The organism is Mesorhizobium sp. C416B, from assembly GCF_030323165.1.
Taxonomy (GTDB): domain Bacteria; phylum Pseudomonadota; class Alphaproteobacteria; order Rhizobiales; family Rhizobiaceae; genus Mesorhizobium.
Map to the genome: position 1 here is coordinate 4,007,885 of NZ_CP100471.1, position 24,698 is coordinate 4,032,582.

Genomic DNA, 24,698 nt, shown 5'->3' on the forward strand with positions numbered 1-24,698 from the left:
ATTGCTGTCAGGAAACGCCGGCCTCAGGTCCCGGTTCCGTGCACCAGCTTCATGAGTGGCGACTTGCATATTCGTCCCGGCTTAACCGCTTGTTGGGGCTTGCGCTCTAAGGTCTTCCCGGACGTCAAGCGGGAAGTCACCGTCCTTTGGACACCGGCCTGTTCATAGCGCTGCTCAATCCGACGATCGCGCTGGCGCTCGGCGCGGCGTTCCTCGTGCTATGGTTCTATCAGCGCCACCGGCCCTATCTGGCTGTGCTCGGCACGAGCTATTGCGTGTCCGCGCCCGGCTTCCTGCTGCAGTATTTCACGCTGCCCGGCGGCATGGTGCTGACCAAGCTGGTCTCCAACCTCTGCTTCACGCTCGCCGCCTGCTGCCTCGTCGGTGCGATCATCTCGCGCTACGGCAGGCGCGTGCCCTATATCGCGATCGGCATTCTGGCGGGTGGCGGGATGGTCGCATTCTGCTGGTTCCTGTTCGTCCAGCCGGACTTAACTTGGCGCATCCTGTCGATCAATTTCGGCTTTGGCGGCCTCAGCCTGCTGGTCGCCGCCGAGCTGCGCGCCGTGCGCAAGAACGGCCCGACGGAAAAAATCCTGTTCGTACTGTCGCTGCTGTCCGGGCTGAACTTCATCGGCCGCACGCTGCTCGTCGTCATCTCGCACGGGCCGTTCACCAGCTATGACGGGTTTTATGGCTCGTCCTACTGGACGACGGCGCTTTTGACGCACGCGTTGCTGTCGTTGCTGATCGCGCTCTGCCTGTTCTCGGCAGCTGCGCTCGACGTGATGAAGGCGCTGAAGACCGAGACGCACACCGATCCGCTGTCTGGCCTGCTCAACCGCAGGGGTTTCGAGGAGCGCGCCTTGCTGGTGCTGCAGCATTGCGCTGTTACCAAGGTGCCGGTCGCGCTGGTGCTGGCCGATCTCGATCACTTCAAGGCGCTCAACGACAAATACGGACATGCCGCGGGCGACCAGGTGATCGCCGACTTCGCCGCCAAGCTTCGCGCGGCCGCCGGCACGCGTGCGGTTGCCGGCCGCATCGGCGGCGAGGAGTTCGCCGTGCTTCTGTCGCTGAGCGATCTTGCCACGGCGCGGCTGTTTGCCGAAGCCGTGCGCACGCACTATTCGGCCGGCAGTGTCGACGGGTTGCCGCCGGGCACCAGGGTGACCGCGAGCTTCGGCGTCGCGGCGCGCACCGGCGACGAAGGGCTGGAGCCGCTGATGCGGCGCGCCGACGAAGCGCTCTACAAGGCCAAGAAGAACGGCCGCGACAGTGTGCGATTGTCCTATGAGCGGGCGGAAACGGTGTTCATCCCGGATACAGGCAGCGTCGGTTAGCGTCTCGCTTAAACGGCCTCTCGGCCGTGCCGGATCATCAGCGGCAAGGGCTGAGGTTGGGCATTTCGCCATCGGAGAGGCCGTACATATAGGAGCGGCCCTTCACGAACACCGGCGGCTGGTAGCAGCCACGCCTGGAGATGTGATCCGCCTCGTCTTCATAAAGGACTTCCGGTTCCGCTTCCGGCTGCCCGGCGCTGGTGTAGTCGGACAATTTCTTGGCCAGCCTGCCTTGGCCGACAATGATGCGCTTGTAGCCGGCGGCGCTGTCGATGACGAGATTGCCCAGGGAATCGGCATAGACGCGGTCATGATGGCGCGACCAGGCCATTGCCGGGGCGGCGAAGCCGAGACTGGCTGTCGCCAGCACAAGCGCCGCAAGGCGCGCTCTTCCTGAATTCGAAAGCATGGTGTCCTCTCTGCTGTGGACCCGATCGAATCGGAAATTAACCTTTTCTTAACCTTTGTTAAGAGGGCAGGCGCATCCGGCGGCGATCTCTCGCCAAACATGGTTAATATCCGACGGGATGGAAAACCCGGGCGTCATCATTCGGCCATGCTTGCCCGCACCATCGGCCGCGACGCACACAACTACGCTGACGTCGGGTGAGCTTGATCTTGGTGGAACATCGCGGCTAGTTAGCCGCGCAGGAGGACAGCATATGGCGTTACGCCGGACGTTTCGGGTGACGCTGTTGTCGATCCCTTTGCTGACTGCCGCAGCCTGCGTGCCGCAGAACGGCGCGCCGACGGCGGTGAATACCGTACCACCCACTGTCGCGCCCGCGCCGGCTCAGCAGTCCGCCGCACCTGTGGCGCCCCCGGCTTCCGCAACGGCTCCGACAGCACCTGCCGCACCTTCAGCCAAGATCGTCACCGATCTTACCGCGCCGCGGTCTGCTGTCGGCACGGCAACTTACAGATGCGGCAATGGCGGCATGATCACCATCCAGAACCTCGGCACGGCGTTGCGTGTTGTCAGGCCCGACGGCACGACCGAGGAGTTTGCCGCATCACCCGCCAACCAGTCCAGCCGCTACCAGGAAGCCGCGTCGCATGACGCAATCGTGATCGACGCGCGCGAGGCGCTGGTGATGAAGAGGGGCTCGACACCACAGACCTGCAAACGATAGCCTGGCGTCGATTGCAAAGGAAATGCCGCACTGCAGCGAACGGTGCGCCGGCTTTCGACGGTGGCCAAATCGATTGAAGCGAAACAGCGGCCTTTTGTCAGACTAAATGACGTTTTCAAAACGATTTTCCGGCTTTGACGCGGTGCAAAAAGAGCATTAGAAACCGGCTGTCTGAAGTCATATATCGAGGCGGTAAGTGCCGCTTTCCACCGCGGCTCCGGACATCGAACTGGGGCAGCCATGAGCAAATCACCAGCCACCCGAACCGCCAGACGTGAACGGCCGCTCTCGCCGCACCTGACGATTTACCGCCCACCGATCACCATGACGATGTCGATCATTCACCGCATCACTGGCGGGGCGCTGTATTTCGGCACGCTGCTGGTCGCCGCGTGGCTGATGGCGGCGGCGAGTTCGCAAGGCGCTTTCGATTGGATCAACTGGGCCTTCGGCACCTGGCTCGGCCGGCTCATCCTGTTCGGCTACACCTGGGCGCTGATGCACCACATGCTGGGCGGCGTGCGCCATCTCGTCTGGGACACCGGCGCCGGGCTGGAGAAACACACGGCATCGAAGATCGCCTGGGCGACGCTCGCCGGTTCCATCCTGCTCACGCTGCTGATCTGGGTCGCCGGCTACATGGCGCGGGGAACCTTGTGATGAGCGGCACGAACAACAACGATATGCGCACGCCGCTGGCCAAGGTCCGCGGTCTGGGCTCGGCCCGCGAAGGCACCGGGCATTTCTGGCGACAGCGGCTGACGGCCTTTGCCAACATCCCGCTGATACTGTTCTTCGTCGGGTTCCTGATCGCGCTCAATGGCGCCGGCTTCGCCGAGGTGCGGGCGGCGCTCGCCAGTCCGTTCGTGGCGCTGGTGTTGGCGCTGGTGCTCGTTTCCGGTCTCACCCATATGCGTGTCGGCATGCAGGTCATTATCGAGGATTACGTGCATGCCGAAGGCATGAAGCTGGCGCTGATCGCACTCAGCACGTTTTTCACCATAGCGGTCGGCGTCGCCTCGATCTTCGCCCTGCTCAAACTGGCATTCGGAGGCTGATTTGGCCAAGGACGCGAAATCGGCCACCGGCTATACCTTTGTCGACCACAAGTTCGACGTGGTGGTCGTCGGCGCCGGCGGCGCCGGCCTGCGCGCCACGCTCGGCATGGCCGAGCAGGGCCTGCGCACGGCCTGCATCACCAAAGTGTTCCCGACCCGCTCGCACACGGTGGCGGCACAAGGCGGCATTGCCGCGTCGCTGTCCAACATGGGTCCGGACTCCTGGCAGTGGCACATGTACGACACCGTCAAGGGTTCGGACTGGCTGGGCGACGTCGACGCCATGGAATATCTGGTGCGCGAGGCACCGGCGGCGGTCTACGAGCTCGAGCATTACGGCGTGCCGTTCTCGCGCACCGAAGAGGGCAAGATCTACCAGCGGCCGTTCGGCGGCCACATGATGAATTATGGCGACGGCCCGCCGGTGCAGCGCACCTGTGCCGCCGCCGACCGCACCGGTCACGCCATCCTGCACACGCTCTACGGCCAGTCGCTGAAGAACAATGCGCAGTTCTTCATTGAGTATTTTGCGCTCGACCTGATCATGGAACCGGACGGCACCTGCACCGGCGTCGTCGCCTGGAACCTCGACGACGGCACCATCCATCGCTTCTCCGCCAAGATGGTGGTGCTGGCGACCGGCGGATATGGCCGCGCCTATTTCTCGGCGACGTCGGCGCACACCTGTACAGGCGACGGCGGCGGCATGGCGGCACGGGCGGGCTTCCCGCTGCAGGACATGGAGTTCGTGCAGTTCCATCCGACAGGCATATACGGCGCCGGCTGCCTGATCACCGAAGGCGCGCGCGGCGAGGGCGGCTATCTCGTCAATTCCGAGGGCGAGCGCTTCATGGAACGCTACGCGCCGTCGGCCAAGGACCTGGCCTCGCGCGACGTCGTCTCGCGTTGCATGACGCTGGAGATCCGCGAAGGCCGCGGGGTCGGCAAGAACAAGGACCATATCTTCCTGCATCTCGACCATCTCGATCCGGCCGTGCTGCATGAGCGGCTGCCGGGCATTTCGGAATCGGCCAGGATTTTCGCCGGCGTCGACCTGACCAAGGAGCCGATCCCCGTGCTGCCGACGGTGCACTACAATATGGGCGGCGTGCCGACCAATTACTGGGGCGAGGTGCTGAACCCGACTGTCGAGAATCCTGACCGGGTGTCACCCGGGCTGATGGCGGTCGGCGAGGCCGGCTGTGCCTCCGTGCACGGCGCCAACCGGCTGGGCTCGAACTCGCTGATCGATCTGGTGGTGTTCGGCCGCGCCGCCGCAATCCGCGCCGGCCAGGTCATCGACCGTAATTCGGCGATCCCTTCGCCCAACGAAGCCTCGGTCGAAAACATCATGGACCGCTTCGACCGGCTGCGCCACGCCAATGGCTCGACGCCAACCGCTGTTCTGCGTGAGAAAATGCAGAAGGCGATGCAGGAAGACGCCGCCGTGTTCCGCACACAGGAGTCGCTCGAAAACGGCTGCAAGCGCATTTCGCAGATATGGACCGAGCTCAAGGACCTGAAAGTCTCCGACCGCTCGATGATCTGGAATTCCGACCTGGTCGAGACGCTGGAGCTGGAAAATCTGATGGCCAACGCCATCACCACGGTCTACGGCGCCGAGGCGCGCAAGGAGAGCCGCGGCGCGCATGCGCGCGAAGATTTTTCGGCCCGCGACGACATTATCTGGCGCAAGCATACGCTGGCCCGGCTAAGCGAGGACGGCCAGGTGAGCCTCAGCTATCGTCCCGTGCACACCGAGCCGCTGGTGGCGGAAAAGGACGGCGGCATCAGCCTTGCCAAGATCGCGCCGAAGGCCAGGGTGTACTGACCATGGTGCCGAAGCCCGTCATCCGAAAGGACCAGAGGTAATGGTCGAACTCACGCTTCCCAAGAACTCCAAGGTGCAGCCGGGCAAGACCTGGCCGAAGCCGGAGGGCGCCACCAACCTGCGGGAATACCGCATCTACCGCTGGTCGCCCGACGATGACGAGAACCCGCGCATCGACACCTATTTCGTCGACATGGACGATTGCGGGCCGATGGTGCTCGATGCGCTGCTCTGGATCAAGAACAAGATCGACCCGACGCTGGCGTTGCGCCGCTCCTGCCGCGAAGGCATTTGCGGCTCCTGCGCCATGAACATCGATGGCTCCAACACGCTGGCCTGCACCAAGGGCTGCGACGACATTTCCGGCGCCGTCAAAGTCTACCCGCTGCCGCATATGCAGGTGGTCAAGGACCTGGTGCCCGACCTCACCAATTTCTACGCCCAGCACGCCTCGATCCAGCCATGGCTGAAGACAGTGTCGCCAGAGCCGGCCAAGGAATGGCTGCAGAGCCATGAGGACCGCGAAAAGCTCGACGGGCTCTACGAGTGCATCCTATGCGCCTGCTGCTCGACCTCGTGCCCGAGCTATTGGTGGAACGGCGACCGCTATCTCGGCCCGGCGACGCTGCTGCAGGCCTATCGCTGGCTGATCGACAGCCGCGACGAAGCCACGGGCGAACGGCTCGACGATCTCGAAGACCCGTTCCGGCTCTACCGCTGCCACACCATCATGAACTGCGCCCAGACCTGCCCGAAGGGGCTCAACCCGGCCAAGGCGATTGCCGAGATCAAGAAGATGATGGTGGAGCGGCGGGTTTAGTTGAGGCGAGTTCGCTCGCGGCAATCTCGAACGCGGCGATCCTTCGCGCGCCCCTCTGTCCTGCCGGACATCTCCCCCACGGGTGGGGAGATATCCGGTAGGACAGAGAGGTGGGCGCTGTCTCGCCGGCGCTAGAAAGGATACTCAACCCAATGAGCGAAGAGCTTCCAATCCTTAATCCGATCGAAGTCCGTGTGCTCGGCTGCCTGATCGAGAAGAAGGAGCTGACGCCGGATGTCTATCCGCTGACGCTGAATGCAGCACTTGCAGCCGCCAACCAGAAGACGGCGCGCGAGCCTGTGATGGCGCTCGAGCCGACAGAGGTGCATCGGACGCTGAAGCTGCTCGAGCAGAAGGGGCTGGTGCGTCAGATGTTCGGCTCGCGCGTCGAGCGCTATGAGCATCAGATGGCGCAGCGCTTCTCGCTGACGAGGCCGCAGACTGCGGTGATCGGCCTGCTTTTGCTGCGCGGGCCGCAGACGGCGCATGAGTTGCTGGCGCGAGCTGAGCGCATGGCACGGTTTTCGTCGATCGAAGACCTGCGCGCTGAACTCGACATGCTGATCGGCCGCCGACCGCCGCTGATCCAGGAAATACCGCGCGGGCCAGGCCAGCGCGAGGACCGCTACGTGCATCTGCTCGCAGGACCGGTGGACGTCGCGGCGTTATCGGTGCAGCGGAGCGCGCCGGCCTTGCCTGCTTCCGACCTGGAAGCGAGATTGGAGGCTCTGGAGCAGGAAGTCGCAGCCCTTCGCGCCCGGCTTGATGCGCTGGGCGCCTAATAGTTATCCGAGACGTTGGTGGGACAGCACCCCCCTCCGGCCTGCCGGCCATCTCCCCCTCAAGTGGGGAGATCAGATGTCACGCCGGCCTTCGCCAATCACGAACGTCGAAAGAAAGTGCCAGCTACCGAGCTTCCAATCTCCCCGGGAGATGCCCGGCAGGGCAGAGGGGGGCGCGAAGAATCGCTACCCCGGGCAAAATCGGCGGATCACCCCAGCTTCGCGTCGAGCGACACTGCGATGGCCCCCAGCGCCTTCGAAACCGGGCACTCCGCCTTGGCCTTCTCGGCCAGTTCCTTGAACTTCGCCGCATCAATGCCCGGTACCTTGCCGACCAGGGTGATGGCGCTGCCGGTGATGCCGGTGCCGGGGACCAGCGTCACCACCGCCTTGGCGTCGAGCTCGGTGGCGGGCGTGCCGTTCTCGGCCAGGAAATGCGACAGCTGCATGGCGTAGCATCCGGCGTGTGCCGCCGCGATCAACTCTTCGGGATTGGTGCCGGATTTGCCGCTCTCGTCCTCGAAGCGAGCCTTGAACGAATAGGGCGTGCCTTTCAAAGTGCCGCTCTGGCTGTCGAGCGTGCCCGTGCCCTCCTTCAGATTGCCTTTCCAGACGGCGTTTGCGGTACGGTCCATAGAATTCTCCTTGATTACAGCGACAGCGCCGGCCACGCGGCGTTCCCTCCAACTATAGCGCGGCGGCAGGGGAAGACCACCGCGCTGTTTCGGCCGGATGCGACGCCGGCGTGCCCTGCAAATTCTTCTGAAAAAATGTGCGTGCAAAAATGTCGACTTGCATCGGCGCCGGCCGTCCTGCGAGCGTCCACGGATTCTCGTGGCGGATGGAGATCCAAGATGAACAATCTGTTTTCTGCCCATTGGAACGACGCCGACAAAAGCGCGCGTCTACACGAGATCGAGTGCTCGCGACCTTCCGGCTTCGGCCGGCTGCTTGCTGCGGTCGCCGTGATCGGCATTGCGGTCTGCGTGCTCGACCACGCTGCTGCCGGCAAGGATGCCGCCGGCGCCGTGATCGCATATGCTTCGTCACAGCAAGGGAGCTGGAAATGAAATATGTCTGTCTGGTCTACGGCGAGGAAAAGGACCTCCATGCCATGACGCCGGAGCGTCAGGCCAAGCTCGACGCCGATTCGATGGCCTACGACCGGTCATTGGACCAGCAAGGCAAGCTGATCATCGCGCAGGCGCTGCAATCGGTGAAGACGTCGAAGACGGTGCGGCGGCGCCAGGGCAAGCGGCTGATCACGGACGGTCCGTTTGCCGAAACCAAGGAGCAATTGCTCGGTTTCGTCATGATCGAGGCCGACGGTCTCGAACAGGCGCTGGCGATCGCAGGCGAGATTCCGCTGGCCGAAATCGGCACGATCGAGGTCAGGGCGATCTACGACGTGCCGGGGTCATAGGCGGCGGCGAGGTCATGCAGGCCGGCGGATCATATCCGCCGCCTTCTCGGCGATCATCACCACTGGCGAGGCGGTGTTGCCGGAGACGATGCGCGGCATGATCGACGCGTCGATGATCCGCAGCCCCTCGATACCGGTCACGCGCAGGTCCGGGCTGACGACGGCGCGGTCGTCGACACCCATCCGGCAGGTGCCGACCGGGTGGAAGATGGTCGTGGCGATCGAGCCGATCTGGTGCAGCAGGTCCTCGTCCGACTGGTGGGCGAGACCAGGCAGGATTTCTTCCGGATGGAAGCCGGCAAGAGCCTTGGCGGTCATGATGCCGCGCGCCTGGCGCACCGAACGCAGCGCGATCTCGCGGTCGCGCACCGTCGAGAGATAGTTCAGCCGGATTTCCGGCTGCACCGCCAGGTCGCGGGTCGTGGCGTGCACCGAGCCGACGCTCTCGGGCCGCAGATTGCAGACCGACATGGTGATTGCCGGGAACGGGTGCAGCGGGTCGCCCAGCCGGTCGGTAGACAAGGGCTGGACGTGGTACTCCAGGTCCGGCGTCGCCATCGACGGACTGGATTTCGAGAACATGCCGAACTGGCTCGGCGCCATCGACATCGGTCCCGAGCGGCCAAAGGCATATTGCAGCGCGATCTTCGCCTTGCCGCTCAGGCTGTTGGCTAGCGTGTTGAGCGTCAGCGCCGACGACACTTTGTAGACAGTGCGGATCTGCAGATGGTCCTGAAGGTTCTCGCCGACATCGGGGCTGGCGTGAACCACATCGATGCCGAGCGCGGCGAGGCGATCCGGCTCGCCGACCCCGGAAAGCTCCAGCAGTTTCGGCGTGTTGATCGAACCGGCGGTCAGCAGCACCTCGCTCCTGGCCTTTGCCTCAATGGTTCGGCCGCCGGCGCGATAACAAACGCCGATAGCACGCTTGCCCTCGAACAACACCGTCTCGACATGGGCGTTGACGACCAGCCTCAGGTTCGGCCGTCGCAGCGCCGGGCGCAAGAATGCCTTGGCTGTGTTCCAGCGCACGCCCTTGCTCTGGTTGACTTCGAAGAAGCCGGACCCCTCATTGTCGCCGTCATTGAAATCCTCGCGCGGCATGATGCCGAATTCCTTGGCCGCCTCCTGCACGGTGTTCAGGATCGGCCAGGACAGGCGTTGCCGCGCCACTTTCCATTCGCCGCCGGAGCCATGCAGCTTGGTCTTGCCGCCATGATGGTCCTCGGATTTGAGGAAGTAGGGCAGCACATCGTCCCAGCCCCAGCCGACATTGCCCATCTGCCGCCAGCCATCGTAGTCCGCCGCCTGGCCGCGCATGTAGATCATGCCGTTGACCGAGGTGCAGCCGCCCAGCACCTTGCCGCGGGGATAGACCAGCGAGCGGCCGTTCAGGCCGGATTCGGGGGCAGTCTTCATCATCCAGTCGGTGCGCGGATTGCCGATGCAATAGAGATAGCCGACCGGGATATGCACCCAGTGATAATTGTCGCTGCCGCCGGCCTCAAGCAGCAGCACGCGCGTCGCCGGGTTTTCGCTCAGCCGATTGGCCAGCACGCAGCCCGCCGTGCCTGCGCCGACGATGATGTAGTCGTAGTCGCCATCGAGCCGTTGGGTCATTGCGGTGGTTTACTCGGCGGTGTTCTACTCGGTTCTGCCGCCTGTTCGGCCCAGAACGATCGCAGCGTATCGGCAAGGCCGCAATAGGCGCGATAACGCCTGTTGTAATGGTCCTGCATGGCCGGGTTCGGACGGTAGGCGGCGCTTGACCGGGTCATGGCGTCGACGCCGGCCTCATAGTCGGCGAACAGGCCGGCCGCGACCCCGGCGCCGATTGCCGCGCCAAGCGCGCCGGTCTCGCGCGCCTCAGGCACGGTGATCGGCACCCCAAGCCCGTCGGCGAAGATTTGCGGCCAGTGCTCGCTGCGCGAGCCGCCGCCGGACAGGACCGCCTTGTCGAAGCTGACACCGGCGTCCTTCAGGACATTGATGTGGCGCCTATGCTCGAACATCACGCCCTCGAACAGCGCGCGCAGCATATGGCCTTCCTTGTGCCAGCCGGCAAGGCCGTAGAAGCCGGCGCGGTATTCCGCCCCTTGCCACGACCCGTAGAGAAACGGGTGGAACATCGGATCGTCCCAGGCCGGCGTCACCGCGCCGACAGCCGCATTGCAGTGGCCGAACGGATCGTCATAATGGGCACCGCGCTCGACGCGAAGTCGGCGTTATCGCTAAGCGGTTGCATCATTAGTGCCCGTGACGAGCGACCTGAACCCAGGACGTCCGATCTCGGCGTCTGGATGATTAGGGGGCCAGCTCTGTTTTCTCATCAGATACAATTCTTGCGTGTTGAAGCAACGCCGGAGTTCTCCTATCGTCGCCGCAATTTTCGGGGGAATTCGACATGCCTTTCCTGATTGCTATTCTCGGCGTGCTGGGAGCCGGGGCGTTCTGGTGGTATCGCATGAAGGCCATGAACGAAGCCGCGCGCGAGGTCGCCGACGTCGTCGGCCGCGTCCAGGGCAACATAAGGCGCAAGAAGCTGCGCAAGCAGGCGGCGCTGTCGCCGCTGACGGCGATCGACGATCCGGTGGTGGCGGCGGCAACGCTGATCACCGCACTGGCAGCGGAGCACGGCCCGATCCTGCCGAAGCGCGAAACGGTCATCCGCGAGGTGATCTCGCAGATTGCGGACAACCAGAAGAAGACCGATGAAGCCGTCGTCTACGCCAAATGGGCCGCGGCGCAGATCGACGACACGACGATCGTCATCGACAAGCTGGCGCCCTTCCTGCGCGAGCGCCTCGATCCGCATGAGCGCGAAGATCTGCTGCAGATGCTGGATCGTGTTGCCAAGAGCGGCGAGCAGAGTTTCAAGGTCGCCGACCAACGCATGCTGCGACTGCGGCAGAAGCTGGGGTTTGAGGTCAACTGAGAAACAGCCCGGGCGCATGTCATTCTGGATAGCGAGCGTGGTAGGATCGGCTGCCGCTTACCTTATCGGCTCTACGCCTGCCGGCTATCTGGCGGGGAAACTGCTTAAGGGCATCGATATCCGGGAGCACGGCTCCAAGTCCACCGGTGCGACAAATGTATTGCGCACACTCGGGAAATGGCCAGCATTGGTGGTGCTTCTGGTGGACGTGCTGAAAGGGGCGGCAGCGGTCATCTTTGCCCGTTGGTTTTGTTTCTGGTCCTCCGCAACGCCGCCGTCGGCAATATCTGATATGCCCGTTTGGGCTCCTTGGATTGTATGCCTGGCCGGACTCGCTGTTTTGCTTGGGCATAGCCGTTCGATCTGGCTGAATTTCACCGGCGGCAAATCGGCTGCGACGGGGTTGGGTGTTTTGTTGGCGATGTCCTGGCCTGTGGGCCTAGGCGCGGCGACGGCATTTGCCGTGGTGTTGGCAGTTTCCCGAATTGTGTCCCTGAGTTCGATGCTGGCGGCGCTCACCGCGATCGCCCTCGTCGGCGGCATGGGACAACCATTGCCCTACCGGTTGCTGGTCATCGCCGGCGGCATCTACGTGATCGTGCGCCACCGCGCCAACATTGCGCGGCTGATGTCAGGAGCCGAGCCGCGTCTATGACAAAGCGGCACTCATTCCCGGCCTAAATCGCCTCACCCTTGAGCAGCCGTGGTGTGCCGTTGGACAACCCCGACGCCTGGCGGATGAAGAACTCCTTCAGCCTGGGCATCCGTTCGACAAGGCCGAGGCCTATGTCGCGGAGCTGGCGCAGCGGGTCGATGTCGTTGGAAAACAGCCGGTTCAGCACATCTGTGGTGACGCCCATCTGCACCGTGTCGAAGCGGCGCCATTGCTGGTAGCGCTCGAGCACGTCGAGCGCGCCGATATCCTGTCCCAAGCGATCGGCCTCGACCACCACTTCGGCAAGGGCCGCCACATCCTTGAAGCCGAGATTGAGGCCCTGGCCGGCGATCGGGTGGATGCCGTGCGCGGCGTCGCCGGCAAGTGCTACGCGCGGGGCGACGAAGGCGCGCGCGCTGGTCAGGCCGAGCGGCCAGGCGCGCGGCTTGTCGGTGACGCGGATTTCGCCGAGCTTCAGGCCGAAGCGCATTTCAAGCTCCTGCTCGAAGACGAGGTCGTCGCCCGAGACCAGCTTCTCGGCATCCTCGGAACGTTCGACCCAGACCAGCGACGAACGGTTGGTGCCGTCCTCGGTGGGCTTGAGCGGCAGCGTTGCAAACGGGCCGGCCGGCAGAAAATGCTCTTCGGCGCGGCCATTGTGCGGGCGCTCATGCGCCACCGTGCAGACGATGCCGGACTGGCCATATTCCCATTTCACCGTCTTGATGCCGGCCATGTCGCGCAATTTGGAATTGACGCCGTCGGCGGCGACCAGCAGCCGCGCCTTAATCGCCGCGCCGTCGGCCAGATGCACGGTGATGCCGGCGCCATTGCCGTCGAACGATGCGACCGCGACACCTTCGATGATGTCGATGCCGAGCTTTTGCGCGCGGCGGCGCAAGGCGCCGTTCAGGTCCTTGTTGGTGACCATGTGGGCGAACGGTTCGCCCGGCGCGACCTCGCCATCGAAGGTGAGAAACACCGGACGCACCGGATCGGCGGTGCGCGAATCGGTGACGATCATCTCGGTGATCGCCTGCGATTGCCCGACGATTTCCTGCCAGACGCCGAGCTGGTCGAGCATGCGGCAGGCGGCGGCGGCGATCGCCGAGGCGCGGCCATCCTTTTGCCAGACGCCGGGGGGCGCGGCATCGACGACGGCGACAGCCAGGTTCGGCCGCGCCTGTTTCAGCGACACGGCGGCGGCGAGGCCGACATAGCCGGCGCCAGCGACCAGCACGTCGAGCGGGGTTTTTGCGTCCGGGTTGCGGTTCGCCATGTCAATTCCTTTCGAAGTCTCGACCATCCCCGCCCACTGGGGCATTCCGGCCTTGACTGCCCGCCATTCCTGTCGGAAACCGCCATAGCATCTTACGGCGAGGTCACGAAGCATGACGGCGGCCATGGACGAGCTTCTCAGCATTCTCGACCTCGAGCAGCTGGAACACAATCTGTACCGTGGTCGCAGCCCCAAGCTCGACTGGCAGCGCGTTTTCGGCGGCCAGACCATCGCCCAGGCGCTGGTCGCCGCGCAGCGCACCGTCGAGCCCGAGCGCCACGTGCATTCGCTGCACGGCTATTTCATGCGGCCCGGCGACACCAAGGTGCCGATCGTCTACGAGGTCGACCGCATCCGCGATGGCGGCTCCTTCACCACGCGGCGCGTGGTGGCGATCCAGCACGGCCAGGCGATCTTTTCGCTGGAAGCCTCGTTCCAGCAGGACGAGGTTGGCCTTGAGCATCAGCTGCCGATGCCGCGCGACGTGCCGCCGCCCGACAGCCTGTTGTCGCAGCGCGAATTGCTGGGCAAGTTCGGCGAGGCGGTGCCGGACGGCATCAAGCGCTACTGGGAGCGTGACCGGCCGATCGAGATGAAGCCGGTGATGCTGAAGCATTACACCAGCCGCGAAAAGCTGGAGCCGCAGCAGAACATCTGGATCCGCACCACCGGCCCGGTGCCGACCGACCGCGGCATCCAGGCGGCGGTGCTTGCCTACCTCTCCGACATGACGCTGCTCGACACCTCGACCTTTGCGCACGGCCGCGCCATTTTCGACCGCGACATCCAGGCGGCGAGCCTCGACCATGCGATGTGGTTCCATCGCAGCAATCCGCTCGATGACTGGATCCTGTACACGCAGGACAGCCCGTCGACGCAGGGGTCGCGCGGCTTCACCCGCGGCTCGCTGTTTGCCCGCGACGGCACGCTGATCGCCTCGGTTGCCCAGGAAGGCCTGATCCGGCTGAAGCGGCCGCCTGCGGAATAGGCATTTTCGAAAAATTGCCTACTTTTTAATCAGTGACTGTCCGTTGACAGTGCGCACCGTGGCGCCGGGACTCGAGCGATCCGTTTATTTACAATGAGTTAACACCCTGCTTCGGCAACTGGCACGGAGCTTGAATCCTATTGGGCACTCTCCGGGCTTTTTGGGATCGGTGAAGGTGTGCAAACGCGGGGGACCGCAACAGCAAAGGGTGAAACCTTATGAAAATCGTGATGGCAATCATCAAGCCGTTCAAGCTCGACGAGGTGCGCGAAGCACTCACCGCCGTCGGCATCCAGGGCCTGACCGTCACCGAAGTCAAAGGCTACGGGCGTCAGAAGGGACACACGGAAATCTATCGCGGGGCGGAATACGCGGTCAGTTTCCTGCCGAAGATCAAGATCGAAGTCGCGGTTAGCACAGACCTGGTCGACAAGGCCGTCGAAGCCATCACGGCGGCGGCCAAGACCGGCCAGATCGGCGACGGCAAGATCTTCGTCTTCGGCATCGATCAGGCGGTGCGCATCCGTACCGGCGAAACAGACACCGACGCACTTTGAGCGGCGAACACGTATTCCAATGGAGAGTTCAATGAATATACCTTCCACCTTGAAGTCAGTGGCGCGCTCCGCGCTGCTGGGCTCCTTAGCGCTCGGAGCATTGGGCACGGTTGCTGCCTTCGCGCAGGAGGCGGCTCCCGCCGTCGCGGCGGCAGCGCCAGCAGCGCCGGCTTTTACCGTCGACAAGGGCGACACCACGTGGATGATGATTTCCACCGTGCTGGTGCTGTTGATGACCATTCCCGGCCTTGCGCTTTTCTACGGCGGCCTGGTTCGTACCAAGAACATGCTGTCGGTGCTGATGCAGGTCTTCACCATCACCAGCGTGGTCATGATCATCTGGGTCTTCTACGGCTACAGCCTCGCCTTCACCCCGGGCAACGCCTTCGTCGGCGGCCTTTCGAAGATGTTTCTCTCCGGCGTCAACGTATCGACGCTTTCGGAAACCTTCAGCAAGGGCGTCGCCATTCCTGAACTGGTGTTCGTCGTCTTCCAGATGACCTTCGCCTGCATCACGCCCGCCCTGATCGTCGGCGCATTCGCCGAACGCGTCAAATTCTCCGCCTTGATCCTTTTCGTTATCCTATGGGTGACGTTAATCTACTTCCCGATCGCGCACATGGTCTGGTTCTGGGGCGGCCCGAGCGCCTATGCCGACCCGTCCGGCCTGATCTTCAGCTTCGGCGCCATCGACTTCGCCGGCGGCACGGTCGTTCACATCAATGCGGGCATTGCCGGTCTCGTCGGCGCGCTGATGATCGGCAAGCGCATCGGCTACAAGAAGGACATCATGGCGCCGCACTCGATGACGCTGACCATGGTCGGCGCTTCATTGCTGTGGGTCGGCTGGTTCGGCTTCAACGCCGGTTCGAACCTCGAAGCGAACGCCTATGCGGTGCTGGCGATGATCAACACCTTCGTCGCCACGGCGGCGGCGGCAGTGGCCTGGATCGTGCTTGAATCGCTGCTGCGCGGCAAAGCCTCCATGCTCGGCGCTGTTTCGGGCGCGGTCACCGGCCTCGTCGCGATTACGCCGGCTGCAGGTTTTGCCGGCCCGATGGGCGCTATCGTGCTTGGCATCGTTGCCACCTTCGTCTGCTACTTCTTCGTCTCGGTGGTGAAGAACACGTTCGACTATGATGACAGCCTCGATGTCTTCGGCGTCCACTGCGTCGGTGGCATCATCGGTGCGCTAGGCACTGGCATTCTGGTCAATCCCGCCCTCGGCGGCGCCGGCATCGTCGACTATTCGACGGCCGACTTCGCCGCCGGCTATGCCGGCACGGCCACGCAGCTGCTGGCGCAGGGCAAAGGCGTCCTGGTAACCCTGCTGTGGTCGGGCATCGGCAGCGCAATCCTCTACAAGGTCGTCGACTTGATCATCGGTCTGCGTCCGACAGCCGACGCCGAGCGCGAAGGCCTCGACCTGACTTCGCATGGCGAAGCGGCCTACCACTCGTAAGCCTTGCGGGGCGGCCTCGGCCGCCCCGCATTCTCCCATCCCGTCGTGACGCTCCCGAAAGGAGTTCACGCTTTGAGGCCCGGGTCATTCCGGGCCTCTCTTTTTGGCAACCGTGCTGGCAGGCCTCGGTCCTGCGCAATCACGTTCTAGTGATGGCCGCCGGCGGGGAGACGTCGACCGGATTGGTTCCGAACTGTTGAGACTGCCTACAGTGGAGTGAGCAAGATCGTGGCTCTGGGTGCGTATAGTTAATGCGGCCTTAACCTTCCCCCCGATAGTCTGACATCCGAATCTGCCGGAGTGCGTCATGCGCCCGGCCAGTCCATGACAGACGGGGAACGAAGCATGCGTTCAGGGGCTTCAGCACCGCTCGCGCTGACCGATACGGGGCACGGCATCCAGGCATTCGCGCGGCGCCAGGTCGGGCGGCTGGTCGGCGCCGGCCTGTTTGCGCTGGTCGCCTTTGGCGTCGCGGCGCTGGCGACCTGGAACGTCGCCGATCCCAGCTTCTCGCACGCCACCGCCAACATCGTCACCAACGCCATGGGTTATGCGGGCGCGGTATTCTCCGACCTCGCCATGCAGTTCTTCGGCCTTGCCGCGGTCGCCGCCCTGGTGCCGGCGGTGATCTGGGGCTTTCTCCTGTTTTCGGCGCGCGGCGTCGACAGGCTGCCGAAGCGCGGCCTTGCCTGGTTCGGCTTCGCGCTGCTCGCGGCGGCGATGGCCGGCTGCGTGGTGCCGCCCAAGACGTGGCCGTTGCCGACCGGCCTCGGCGGTGTGTTCGGCGACATGGTGCTCAATATTCCGGGCGTGGTCATTGGCGGCTACCCGACCGGCATCGTTGCCAGCATCATTGCCATGGTGCTCATTGCGCCGGCGCTGTGGCTGTTTGCCTATGGCTCGGCGCTGATTGCGCGCAAGAACGGCTTTGCCGTCATGGAGCGCACCGCGGAGCCCGATCCCCGAGAGGACGATCTGCTCTTCGACGAAGACGAGGACGAGGGCGACGAGGGGATACTGGCGCTCGGCGCCGTTACCCACTGGTGGCTGTCTTTCCGCGCCTGGATGCATCGCCGGGCTGTGCGCCGCCAGCAGGAGCGCGACGAGTTCGAGCCGGAGATGGAGCAGCGCTCCACCGCATGGCGCCGCGCCGCCGAACGGGTCGAATCGGCGGAATTCGCCGAAGCGCGGATGAGCCCGGATGGCCGCGCCCGCGTCGAGCCGGAATTCTTCGCCGCCATGGTCAATGACCGCAGCGTTTCCGTCGATCCGGACGATGACGACGTCCTCGATGCCGGTTTCGACAATGGCGACGAGGAGGTCGAACTCGACGACGAGCCGGTCCAGCGCCGTGCCGCGCCGAACGCCAAGGTGCAAAACTTCCGGTCAGATGCGGCGACCCGCGTCGCCGCACCTGCGCCGCGTCCCGCTCCCGGCGCGCGCGTCCAGCGCGAGGCGCAGACCTCGCTGATCGGCTCGGAAACATTCGAAATGCCGTCGCTGCATTTCCTGTCGGAGCCGAAGAACGTGGTGCGCGACGCCAGCCTGTCCAAGGACGCGCTGGAGCAGAATGCGCGCCTGCTCGAAGGCGTTCTGGAGGATTTCGGCGTCAAGGGCGAGATTATCGCGGTACGGCCCGGCCCGGTGGTCACGCTCTATGAGTTGGAGCCGGCGCCCGGCATCAAATCGTCGCGCGTCATCGGCCTGTCCGACGACATCGCCCGCTCGATGAGCGCCATTGCCTGCCGCGTCGCCGTGGTGCCCGGCCGCAACGCCATCGGCATCGAATTGCCGAATGCCAAGCGCGAGACCGTCTATCTCCGGGAGATCCTGGCCAGCCGCGATTTCGAGACGACCAAGTCCAAGCTGGCGCTGGCGCTGGGCAAGACCATCAATGGCGAGGCGGTGATCGTCGATATCGCCAAGATGCCGCATGTGCTGGTCGCAGGCACCACCGGCTCCGGCAAGTCCGTCGCCATCAACACCATGATCCTGTCGCTGCTCTACAAGCTGACGCCGCAGGACTGCCGACTGATCATGATCGACCCGAAGATGCTCGAACTTTCCGTCTATGACGGCATCCCGCACCTTCTGACGCCGGTGGTCACCGACCCGAAGAAGGCCGTGGTGGCGTTGAAATGGACGGTGCGCGAGATGGAGGACCGCTACCGCAAGATGTCCAAGGTCGGCGTGCGCAACATCGACGGCTTCAACGCGCGCGTGCAGTTGGCTGAAAAGAAGGGCGAAAAAATCTCGCGCACCGTGCAGACCGGCTTCGACCGCCAGACCGGCGAGGCGATCTACGAGACCGAGAACCTCGATCTCGAGCCGATGCCCTACATCGTCGTCATCATCGACGAGATGGCCGATTTGATGATGGTCGCCGGCAAGGACATCGAAGGCGCGGTGCAGCGCTTGGCACAGATGGCGCGCGCGGCCGGCATCCATGTCATCATGGCGACGCAGCGTCCGTCGGTCGACGTCATCACCGGCACCATCAAGGCCAATTTCCCGACCCGTATCTCCTTTCAGGTGACGTCGAAGATCGACAGCCGCACCATTCTGGGCGAGCAGGGCGCCGAGCAGCTGCTCGGCATGGGCGACATGCTGTACATGGCCGGCGGCGGCCGCATCCAGCGCGTGCACGGCCCGTTCGTCGCCGACGACGAGGTCGAGAAGATCGTCGCCCATCTGAAGCTGCAGGGCGTGCCCGAATATCTCGACGCCATCACCGAGGATGACGGCGAGGACGATGACGAGCCGTCGGGCAAGGGCGGCGCTGGCGGTGGTGGCAACAGCAATTTCGAGGATTCCGACGATCCCTACGACCAGGCGGTCTCGGTCGTGCTGCGCGACGGCAAGGCGTCGACCAGCTATATCCAGCGCCGGCTCGGCATCGGCTACAACCGCGCCGCCTCGATCATCGAGAAGATGGAGAAGGAAGGCATTGTCGGCCCGGCCAACCATGCCGGCAAACGCGAAATTCTGGTGCCGACCGAGGACGACAAGTTCTGATCAGCCGATATGGCCCGGCGGCAACCTTGAACCTTTTGGCGCGTTACAGCGACTGAGCGCTGTCCGGCCCGCCAAACTTAAGTCTAACTGGGGGTCCACGGACTGCAACGAGACACACACCACACGAGAGTGACCGGCATGAAAAACGATCTTTCCGCGATCAGCGATTTCGCTCCAAACCGTCGCCAGTTGCTCGGCCTTGGCCTGATGCTTGCCGGCGCCGCGGCCATCAACGTCGTGCCGGGGTTCCAGCTCTTGGCCTCGGCGCAGGCGGCGGTGCCGCCGACGGCGCAAAAGATCGCCGACCATTTCTCCTCGGTCAAATCGATGAGCGGCGAGTTCGTCCAGTTCGGCCCCAACAACCAGCAGACCGGCGGCAAGTTCTTCCTTGAGCGGCCAGGCAAGATTCGCTTCAACTATGACGGCAAGTCAAATTTTCGGGTGATTTCCGACGGCAAGTCGGTGGTCATCCTCAACAAGCGGCTGAAAACGTCCGATCTCTATCCGTTGTCGAAGACACCGCTGAAGCTGTTGCTCGACACCAAGATCGACCTCTCGGGCGGCCGCGTCAAATCGATCAAGGAAGAGAGCGACCTCACCACCATCCAGCTTGCCGACAAGTCGGTGTTCGGCAATTCGAAGATCACCATGATGTTCGATCCGAAATCCTATGATCTGCGCCAGTGGACCATCACCGACGCGCAGGGCAAGGACACCACGGTGATGATCTACAACACCAAGGAAGGCGTCAGCTTCCCTGCGGATACGTTCGCCATCGACTATACGGCGAACCGCGAGCTGAACACCAACCACCGCTAGATCCGGTCACGCCGGCCTGCAAATGGCGATCTCCTGCGCTTCCGGCGCTCACGTGGTTTAAGTACGCTCCGCTCCAGTTCTCGGAGACCACCATTTTCGACTCGGCCTGACCTGAATCAGGGCCGCCGCCCGCAAAGGCTGGCTTGTGTTTGTGGCGCTCGGCTGGCAGTAGATCGGCGACCTTGTTCGGATCGCCGCATGCCCTTCTCCATCGCCACCTGGAACATCAACTCCGTGCGCCTGCGCATGCCGATCGTCGAGCGGCTGCTGACGGAGCAGGCGCCCGATGTGCTTTGCCTGCAGGAGACGAAGGTTCCCGACGAGCTGTTTCCGGAAAAGGCGTTCCGCAAGGCCGGCTACGAGCACATCGCATTCCATGGCCAGAAGGGCTATCACGGCGTTGCGACGGTGGCGCGGCGGCCGATCGAGATTGTCGAGAAACGGCGCTTCTGCGAGATCGATGACAGCCGGCATCTGTCGGTCAAGGTGCAGGCCGGCGGCAAGGCAATCCTGGTCCACAATTTCTACGTGCCGGCCGGCGGCGACGAGCCCGATCCGGAGATCAACCGCAAGTTCCGCCACAAGCTCGATTTCGTTGCCGAGATGAACGCCATCCACGCCGCGCATAACCAGGTGTCGGCTTCGATCCTGGTCGGCGACCTCAACATCGCGCCGCAGGAGCACGATGTCTGGTCGCACAAGCAATTGCTCAACGTCGTCAGCCACACGCCGGTCGAGACGCAAAATTTCGACGCGATGCGGATCGCCGGCGACTGGGTCGACCTGATGCGGCTCGACGTGCCGCCAGAGCAGAAGCTCTACACCTGGTGGAGCTATCGCGCGCGGGACTGGGAAGCCTCGAACCGCGGCCGCCGGCTCGACCATGTCTGGTCGTCACCGAACCTGGTGCCGAGCTTTGCCGGCTATGAGATCCTGCGAGAGGCGCGTGGCTGGGAGCGGCCCTCGGACCATGTGCCGGTGATTGCGCGGTTCGACCTGGATTAGGCGTGCCGATATTCAGGTGAGGCCGGCCTGCAATGGCCGATACCTGCGCTTCCGGTGCGTACTTTGAGTACGCTCCGCTCCGGTTCTCGGTATCAGCCATTTTCGACTCGGCCTGACCTGAATCTCGACACACCCAAGCGTGAGCGCGGTCGCGGGGACCTACCCGCCAAACCTTGGGGCCAACTTCTCGATGCGGGCGATCATGGCCTGAAAATCATCGAGGATTCGCTGGTGCAGTTTCACCGCCACTTCGGGATATTCCTCCAGGATGCGGCGAAACATCTTGCGGCTCAACCTTATCACTTCCGAATCGGTCTCGGCCGAGGCGCTGGTCAGCCGTCTTGAGTCGGCGATCAGCGCCAGTTCGCTGAGGATCGTGCCGGGGCCGGCGGTGCCGATCGGGATGCGGTCGCCGTCATGCTCGCGGTAGAGCACGATGCGGCCACTGACCACGATATAGGCTGAGTCGGCTTCGTCATCCTCGCGGTACAGCTTGCGGTCGGCCTGCAGATGGGTGGCTTCGGCGCCGAAGGCGAGCAGGCGCAGCTGTTCCTGCGTGAAACCCTCAAAGAGCTTCACGGCGGACAGGATGCGGATGTCGTCATCCAGCGCCATCTCTAGCTGCGTCCCCGAACGGTCAGTCCAATCCCTCCCTTAGAGCGCCGCGCGTCCAATTGGACGCGCAAAGGACGCTCTAACACTTCAATCTGCGCAGCGGGCCGATCCAGGCTCCCCCAGCCGGATCCTCCCCGAAACAGTCCCGCCCCGACCGCTTATTGAACAATGAAAAGTTTAAGGAACCAGCTTGTAGCCGCCGCTTTCTGTCACAAGAATTTCAGCATTGGAAGGATCGCGCTCGATCTTCTGGCGCAGCCGGTAGACGTGAGTTTCCAGCGTGTGCGTGGTGACGCCGGAATTGTAGCCCCACACTTCCTCGAGCAGGACGTCGCGCGTCACCACCTTCTGGTCGGCTCGATAGAGATATTTGATGATCGAGGCTTCCTTCTCGGTCAGCCGCACCTTGCCGCCGCGCTGGTCGATCAGAAGCTTCTGGCTGGGCTTGAACGTGTAGGGCCCGACCGAAAAGGTGGCGTCCTCGCTCTGCTCGTGCTGGCGCAGTTGTGCGCGTATGCGGGCGAGCAGCACGGCGAAGCGGAACGGCTTGGTGACATAGTCGTTGGCGCCGGCCTCGAGGCCCAGAATTGTGTCGGAATCGGTATCGTGGCCGGTCAGCATGATGATCGGCGCCTTGTAGCCGCCCTTGCGCAGGATCTTCACCGCCTCGCGGCCATCCATGTCGGGCAGCCCGACATCCATGATGAGCAGGTCGATGAGCCCGCCGCGCGCCGCGGCGACGCCTTTGGCGGCGGTCGCTTCCTGCAAGACGTCGAATTCTTCGTAAAGGGCCAGTTGCTCGACGAGGGTTCCGCGCAGGTCGTCATCATCGTCAACGATCAGAATGGTACGTGATGTCATGGATCAATCCATTGTTTTGAAAAGAATTTTCAGTTGACCGCCCCCCATTTATGCGGAAGCTGACCGGCGCAACAGTCCGATCACAGTGATTTGTTCCGTGACACGATCATACAAGAAAAAACGCGATCGCAATGCAGCCGGCGCAATTTTGCCGAAAAGGCTGCGTGTGCTGGTGGTTCGGGCGAGGCCGGGCAACCCCAGCCAGGGGATATTGCAGGCCGGCAGCAAGGTGTTTGCCTGTGCGCTCGGACGCGGCGGCATCTCGGCCAATAAGCGCGAAGGCGACGGTGCGACGCCGCTTGGCGAGATGCGGATTTTGTCAGGATATTTTCGGGGCGATCATTTCGCGGCCGGCCGCAAAACCCGGCTGGCGATGGCGCCGATCGGCGCCGATCTCGGCTGGTGCGAGGTGCCGGACGACCGCAACTACAACCGGCCGGTGAAAATCCCCTATTGCGCCAGCCATGAGCGAATGCGGCGCGACGACCGCCTCTATGACGCCTGCCTTGTGCTCGACTGGAACATGGCGCCGCGCCGGCGCGGCCGTGGCAGCGCCATCTTCTTCCATCTGGCGCGCCCAGGCTTCACACCGACGCAAGGCTGCGTGGCGGTGACAGCGCGGACAATGGCGCGGCTGTTGCCGCTGGTGTCGGACCGGACGGTGGTGAGGGTGGTGAGGTAGGGAGTAGGGAGTAGGGAGTAGGGAGTAGGGAGTAGGGAGTAGGGAGTAGGGAGTAGGATGGTCTCGGCGTCGTTTCAATCCTTCACTACTCACTACTCACTACTCACTACTCACTACTCCCTACTCACCATTGCCTAACGCCTTCTCGGCTTCTGCCATCCAGTGTCCAGCAATCCAAGCCGGCCGAGTTCCCGGTCCACGGCCCGCGTCACGTCCTTGCGCTGCGCGCCGACATCGCGCAGTTGGCGATCCGAAAGGTCCTCCACGTCCTGGCGCGGCAGGTTGATGGCGACTTTCGCCTGGCGAAGCCAGTCCGTTACGGCATGGAACCAGTTCGAGCGAGCTGCGGGCGAGTTCAAAATGAAGATGGACATGATGCGCTCCGTGTTCCGCGGGATATCAAATCCGGCTTGATGGTGTTTCGATGGATGCATCATGCCGCATTGAAATCCATAAGAGAAACGAGTAGTTCTTTTCGGATCGTCAAGTTTTATTTGAGGATACGGTGATGTCCCGTCTGTTGCCCGGAACGCGCGCGCTGAGGACTCTGGAAGCCGCCGCCCGCCACCTCAATTTCACCCGCGCTGCCGACGAGCTCGGGCTGACGCCGGCGGCGGTCAGCCACCAGATCAAGGAAATCGAGGATCAGCTCGGGCTGGTGCTGTTCACGCGAACCAGTCGTACCATCCGGTTGACCGAGGCAGGTACGGTGCTGTTCGAGGCCTCGATCGATGCGCTCGACCTGCTCAACCGGGCGGTGTCGCGGGCGCGCAAGCTTACGCGCGGCACGGCATTGCTGAAGGTGACGCTCGACGCGCAGTTCGCGTCAAAATGGCTGATGCGGCGCGTCGACGATTTTCGCAAACTTCAGCCCAGTATCGAGCTGAGGTTCGACATCGGCTACGAAGTGCGCGATTTCGAACTCGACGACGTCGATGTCGGCATCCGGTTCGGGGTCGGCAAGTATCCGGGGCTTCGCGCCCATCGCCTGTTCGACAACATCCTCATTCCGGTGTGCAGCCCGAGCCTGCTGACCTCCGGCCCGCCGCTGCGCGAACCGCGCGACCTCTTCAACCACACGCTTGCCCATATCGAATGGTCGCGCCAAGGCGTGACATGGCCGAACTGGCGCATGTGGATGGCCGCGGCCGGCATCAACGATTTCGACGACAGCCGGACTATCGTGTTTGGAACCTCTACCGATGCCGTGCAGGCGGCGCTCGACGGCAATGCCGTGGCGCTCGCCGAGTTCGCCATGGTGGCAAACGACCTTTCCCAGGGAAGGCTGGTGCAGCCCTTTGAACTCGGTCTGCGCGTGGGGCCGGAGTTCGGCTACTTCCTGGTCTATCCCGAGAGCACTGCCAACGATCCGCGCATCATCGCTTTCCGCGAATGGATCCTCGACGAAGTCGCCAGGACGTAGACCTGACGACTT

At 63.5% G+C, this 24,698-nt stretch carries 26 protein-coding genes and 1 pseudogene; 19 read left to right on the forward strand and 8 right to left on the reverse strand.

Annotation, left to right across the window (positions count from 1 at the left end; all coding sequences use genetic code 11):
- Window positions 1-146 precede the first annotated feature (146 nt).
- On the forward strand, window positions 147-1,343 hold the full coding sequence (locus tag NLY43_RS19575; RefSeq protein WP_023698369.1) for a GGDEF domain-containing protein: 1,197 nt from the start codon (window positions 147-149) through the stop codon (window positions 1,341-1,343).
- A 37-nt stretch (window positions 1,344-1,380) separates the two neighbouring features.
- Here NLY43_RS19575 and NLY43_RS19580 read toward each other — a convergent pair whose 3' ends face one another.
- Window positions 1,381-1,752 (reverse strand): hypothetical protein, encoded by a 372-nt coding sequence (locus NLY43_RS19580; RefSeq protein WP_023687709.1) that lies wholly within the window; start codon window positions 1,750-1,752, stop codon window positions 1,381-1,383.
- Window positions 1,753-2,005: 253 nt separating this feature from the next.
- Here NLY43_RS19580 and NLY43_RS19585 point away from each other — a divergent pair, with 253 nt between their 5' ends.
- The 6 genes from NLY43_RS19585 (at window position 2,006) to NLY43_RS19610 (ending at window position 6,967) form a co-directional block, all read left to right on the forward strand.
- Window positions 2,006-2,476, forward strand: a complete 471-nt coding sequence (locus NLY43_RS19585; RefSeq protein ID WP_023687710.1) for a hypothetical protein — start codon at window positions 2,006-2,008, stop codon at window positions 2,474-2,476.
- Window positions 2,477-2,716: 240 nt separating this feature from the next.
- Window positions 2,717-3,136: a succinate dehydrogenase, cytochrome b556 subunit gene (gene sdhC, locus NLY43_RS19590; RefSeq protein ID WP_023683884.1), complete on the forward strand. Its 420-nt coding sequence runs from the start codon at window positions 2,717-2,719 to the stop codon at window positions 3,134-3,136.
- Entirely contained in the window at window positions 3,136-3,534 is a 399-nt protein-coding gene (sdhD, locus tag NLY43_RS19595) for a succinate dehydrogenase, hydrophobic membrane anchor protein (RefSeq protein ID WP_023710213.1), read from the forward strand. Before sdhC ends, sdhD begins: the two co-directional genes overlap by 1 nt.
- 1 nt (window position 3,535) lies before the next feature.
- On the forward strand, window positions 3,536-5,365 hold the full coding sequence (gene sdhA / locus NLY43_RS19600) for a succinate dehydrogenase flavoprotein subunit (RefSeq protein ID WP_023687711.1): 1,830 nt from the start codon (window positions 3,536-3,538) through the stop codon (window positions 5,363-5,365).
- A gap of 40 nt (window positions 5,366-5,405) precedes the next feature.
- Window positions 5,406-6,185, forward strand: coding sequence for a succinate dehydrogenase iron-sulfur subunit (locus tag NLY43_RS19605; protein WP_023670510.1), 780 nt, complete (start codon window positions 5,406-5,408; stop codon window positions 6,183-6,185).
- Between the two features lie 152 nt (window positions 6,186-6,337).
- On the forward strand, window positions 6,338-6,967 hold the full coding sequence (locus NLY43_RS19610) for a YceH family protein (RefSeq protein WP_023683887.1): 630 nt from the start codon (window positions 6,338-6,340) through the stop codon (window positions 6,965-6,967).
- A 209-nt stretch (window positions 6,968-7,176) separates the two neighbouring features.
- Here NLY43_RS19610 and NLY43_RS19615 read toward each other — a convergent pair whose 3' ends face one another.
- On the reverse strand, window positions 7,177-7,602 hold the full coding sequence (locus NLY43_RS19615; RefSeq protein ID WP_023683888.1) for an OsmC family protein: 426 nt from the start codon (window positions 7,600-7,602) through the stop codon (window positions 7,177-7,179).
- Between the two features lie 219 nt (window positions 7,603-7,821).
- On the opposite strand from NLY43_RS19615, the gene NLY43_RS19620 reads away from it, so the two are divergent.
- On the forward strand, window positions 7,822-8,037 hold the full coding sequence (locus NLY43_RS19620; protein WP_023683889.1) for a hypothetical protein: 216 nt from the start codon (window positions 7,822-7,824) through the stop codon (window positions 8,035-8,037).
- A complete protein-coding gene (locus NLY43_RS19625) occupies window positions 8,034-8,390 on the forward strand; it encodes a YciI family protein (RefSeq protein WP_023683890.1) in 357 nt (118 codons plus the stop codon). The genes NLY43_RS19620 and NLY43_RS19625 overlap by 4 nt, the downstream gene beginning before the upstream one ends.
- 12 nt (window positions 8,391-8,402) lie before the next feature.
- Here the strand turns inward: NLY43_RS19625 and NLY43_RS19630 are convergent, their stop codons facing one another.
- On the reverse strand, window positions 8,403-10,010 hold the full coding sequence (locus NLY43_RS19630; protein ID WP_023683891.1) for a GMC family oxidoreductase: 1,608 nt from the start codon (window positions 10,008-10,010) through the stop codon (window positions 8,403-8,405).
- Window positions 10,007-10,597: pseudogene (locus tag NLY43_RS19635) on the reverse strand (FGGY-family carbohydrate kinase); the annotation flags it as partial. The pseudogene NLY43_RS19635 and the gene NLY43_RS19630, both read right to left, overlap by 4 nt.
- A 197-nt stretch (window positions 10,598-10,794) precedes the next feature.
- On the opposite strand from NLY43_RS19635, the gene NLY43_RS19640 reads away from it, so the two are divergent.
- Both NLY43_RS19640 and plsY read left to right on the forward strand, forming a co-directional pair.
- On the forward strand, window positions 10,795-11,325 hold the full coding sequence (locus NLY43_RS19640) for a hypothetical protein (protein WP_023670503.1): 531 nt from the start codon (window positions 10,795-10,797) through the stop codon (window positions 11,323-11,325).
- Window positions 11,326-11,341: 16 nt separating this feature from the next.
- Window positions 11,342-11,980: a glycerol-3-phosphate 1-O-acyltransferase PlsY gene (gene plsY / locus NLY43_RS19645; protein ID WP_031195597.1), complete on the forward strand. Its 639-nt coding sequence runs from the start codon at window positions 11,342-11,344 to the stop codon at window positions 11,978-11,980.
- A gap of 22 nt (window positions 11,981-12,002) precedes the next feature.
- Here plsY and NLY43_RS19650 read toward each other — a convergent pair whose 3' ends face one another.
- Window positions 12,003-13,259, reverse strand: coding sequence for a ubiquinone biosynthesis hydroxylase (locus NLY43_RS19650; protein WP_023710211.1), 1,257 nt, complete (start codon window positions 13,257-13,259; stop codon window positions 12,003-12,005).
- Between the two features lie 112 nt (window positions 13,260-13,371).
- On the opposite strand from NLY43_RS19650, the gene tesB reads away from it, so the two are divergent.
- The 6 genes from tesB (at window position 13,372) to xth (ending at window position 21,105) form a co-directional block, all read left to right on the forward strand.
- Complete coding sequence (tesB, locus tag NLY43_RS19655) at window positions 13,372-14,247, forward strand: acyl-CoA thioesterase II (RefSeq protein ID WP_023710210.1); 876 nt, start codon at window positions 13,372-13,374, stop codon at window positions 14,245-14,247.
- Between the two features lie 218 nt (window positions 14,248-14,465).
- A complete protein-coding gene (locus NLY43_RS19660) occupies window positions 14,466-14,804 on the forward strand; it encodes a P-II family nitrogen regulator (RefSeq protein ID WP_023670499.1) in 339 nt (112 codons plus the stop codon).
- A gap of 13 nt (window positions 14,805-14,817) precedes the next feature.
- Complete coding sequence (locus NLY43_RS19665) at window positions 14,818-16,266, forward strand: ammonium transporter (protein ID WP_373420142.1); 1,449 nt, start codon at window positions 14,818-14,820, stop codon at window positions 16,264-16,266.
- Window positions 16,267-16,611: 345 nt separating this feature from the next.
- Window positions 16,612-19,281, forward strand: coding sequence for a DNA translocase FtsK (locus tag NLY43_RS19670; protein WP_023670497.1), 2,670 nt, complete (start codon window positions 16,612-16,614; stop codon window positions 19,279-19,281).
- Window positions 19,282-19,419: 138 nt separating this feature from the next.
- Window positions 19,420-20,100, forward strand: a complete 681-nt coding sequence (locus NLY43_RS19675) for an outer-membrane lipoprotein carrier protein LolA (protein ID WP_023683897.1) — start codon at window positions 19,420-19,422, stop codon at window positions 20,098-20,100.
- Between the two features lie 198 nt (window positions 20,101-20,298).
- Window positions 20,299-21,105: an exodeoxyribonuclease III gene (gene xth / locus NLY43_RS19680; RefSeq protein WP_023710209.1), complete on the forward strand. Its 807-nt coding sequence runs from the start codon at window positions 20,299-20,301 to the stop codon at window positions 21,103-21,105.
- Window positions 21,106-21,264: 159 nt separating this feature from the next.
- Here the strand turns inward: xth and NLY43_RS19685 are convergent, their stop codons facing one another.
- Together NLY43_RS19685 and NLY43_RS19690 are read right to left on the reverse strand one after the other, a co-directional pair.
- A complete protein-coding gene (locus tag NLY43_RS19685) occupies window positions 21,265-21,720 on the reverse strand; it encodes a cyclic nucleotide-binding domain-containing protein (protein ID WP_023670494.1) in 456 nt (151 codons plus the stop codon).
- Between the two features lie 177 nt (window positions 21,721-21,897).
- The gene (locus tag NLY43_RS19690) at window positions 21,898-22,581 is read right to left on the reverse strand and encodes a response regulator transcription factor (RefSeq protein ID WP_023670493.1); all 684 of its coding nucleotides are present in this window, start codon (window positions 22,579-22,581) and stop codon (window positions 21,898-21,900) included.
- A gap of 145 nt (window positions 22,582-22,726) precedes the next feature.
- On the opposite strand from NLY43_RS19690, the gene NLY43_RS19695 reads away from it, so the two are divergent.
- A complete protein-coding gene (locus NLY43_RS19695; protein ID WP_245264017.1) occupies window positions 22,727-23,263 on the forward strand; it encodes a L,D-transpeptidase family protein in 537 nt (178 codons plus the stop codon).
- Window positions 23,264-23,397: 134 nt separating this feature from the next.
- Here NLY43_RS19695 and NLY43_RS19700 read toward each other — a convergent pair whose 3' ends face one another.
- Window positions 23,398-23,637, reverse strand: a complete 240-nt coding sequence (locus tag NLY43_RS19700) for a hypothetical protein (protein WP_023710207.1) — start codon at window positions 23,635-23,637, stop codon at window positions 23,398-23,400.
- Between the two features lie 134 nt (window positions 23,638-23,771).
- Between NLY43_RS19700 and gcvA the strand changes: the two genes are divergently transcribed.
- Window positions 23,772-24,686, forward strand: coding sequence for a transcriptional regulator GcvA (gcvA, locus tag NLY43_RS19705; protein ID WP_031198986.1), 915 nt, complete (start codon window positions 23,772-23,774; stop codon window positions 24,684-24,686).
- The last annotated feature ends 12 nt before the right edge of the window (window positions 24,687-24,698 follow it).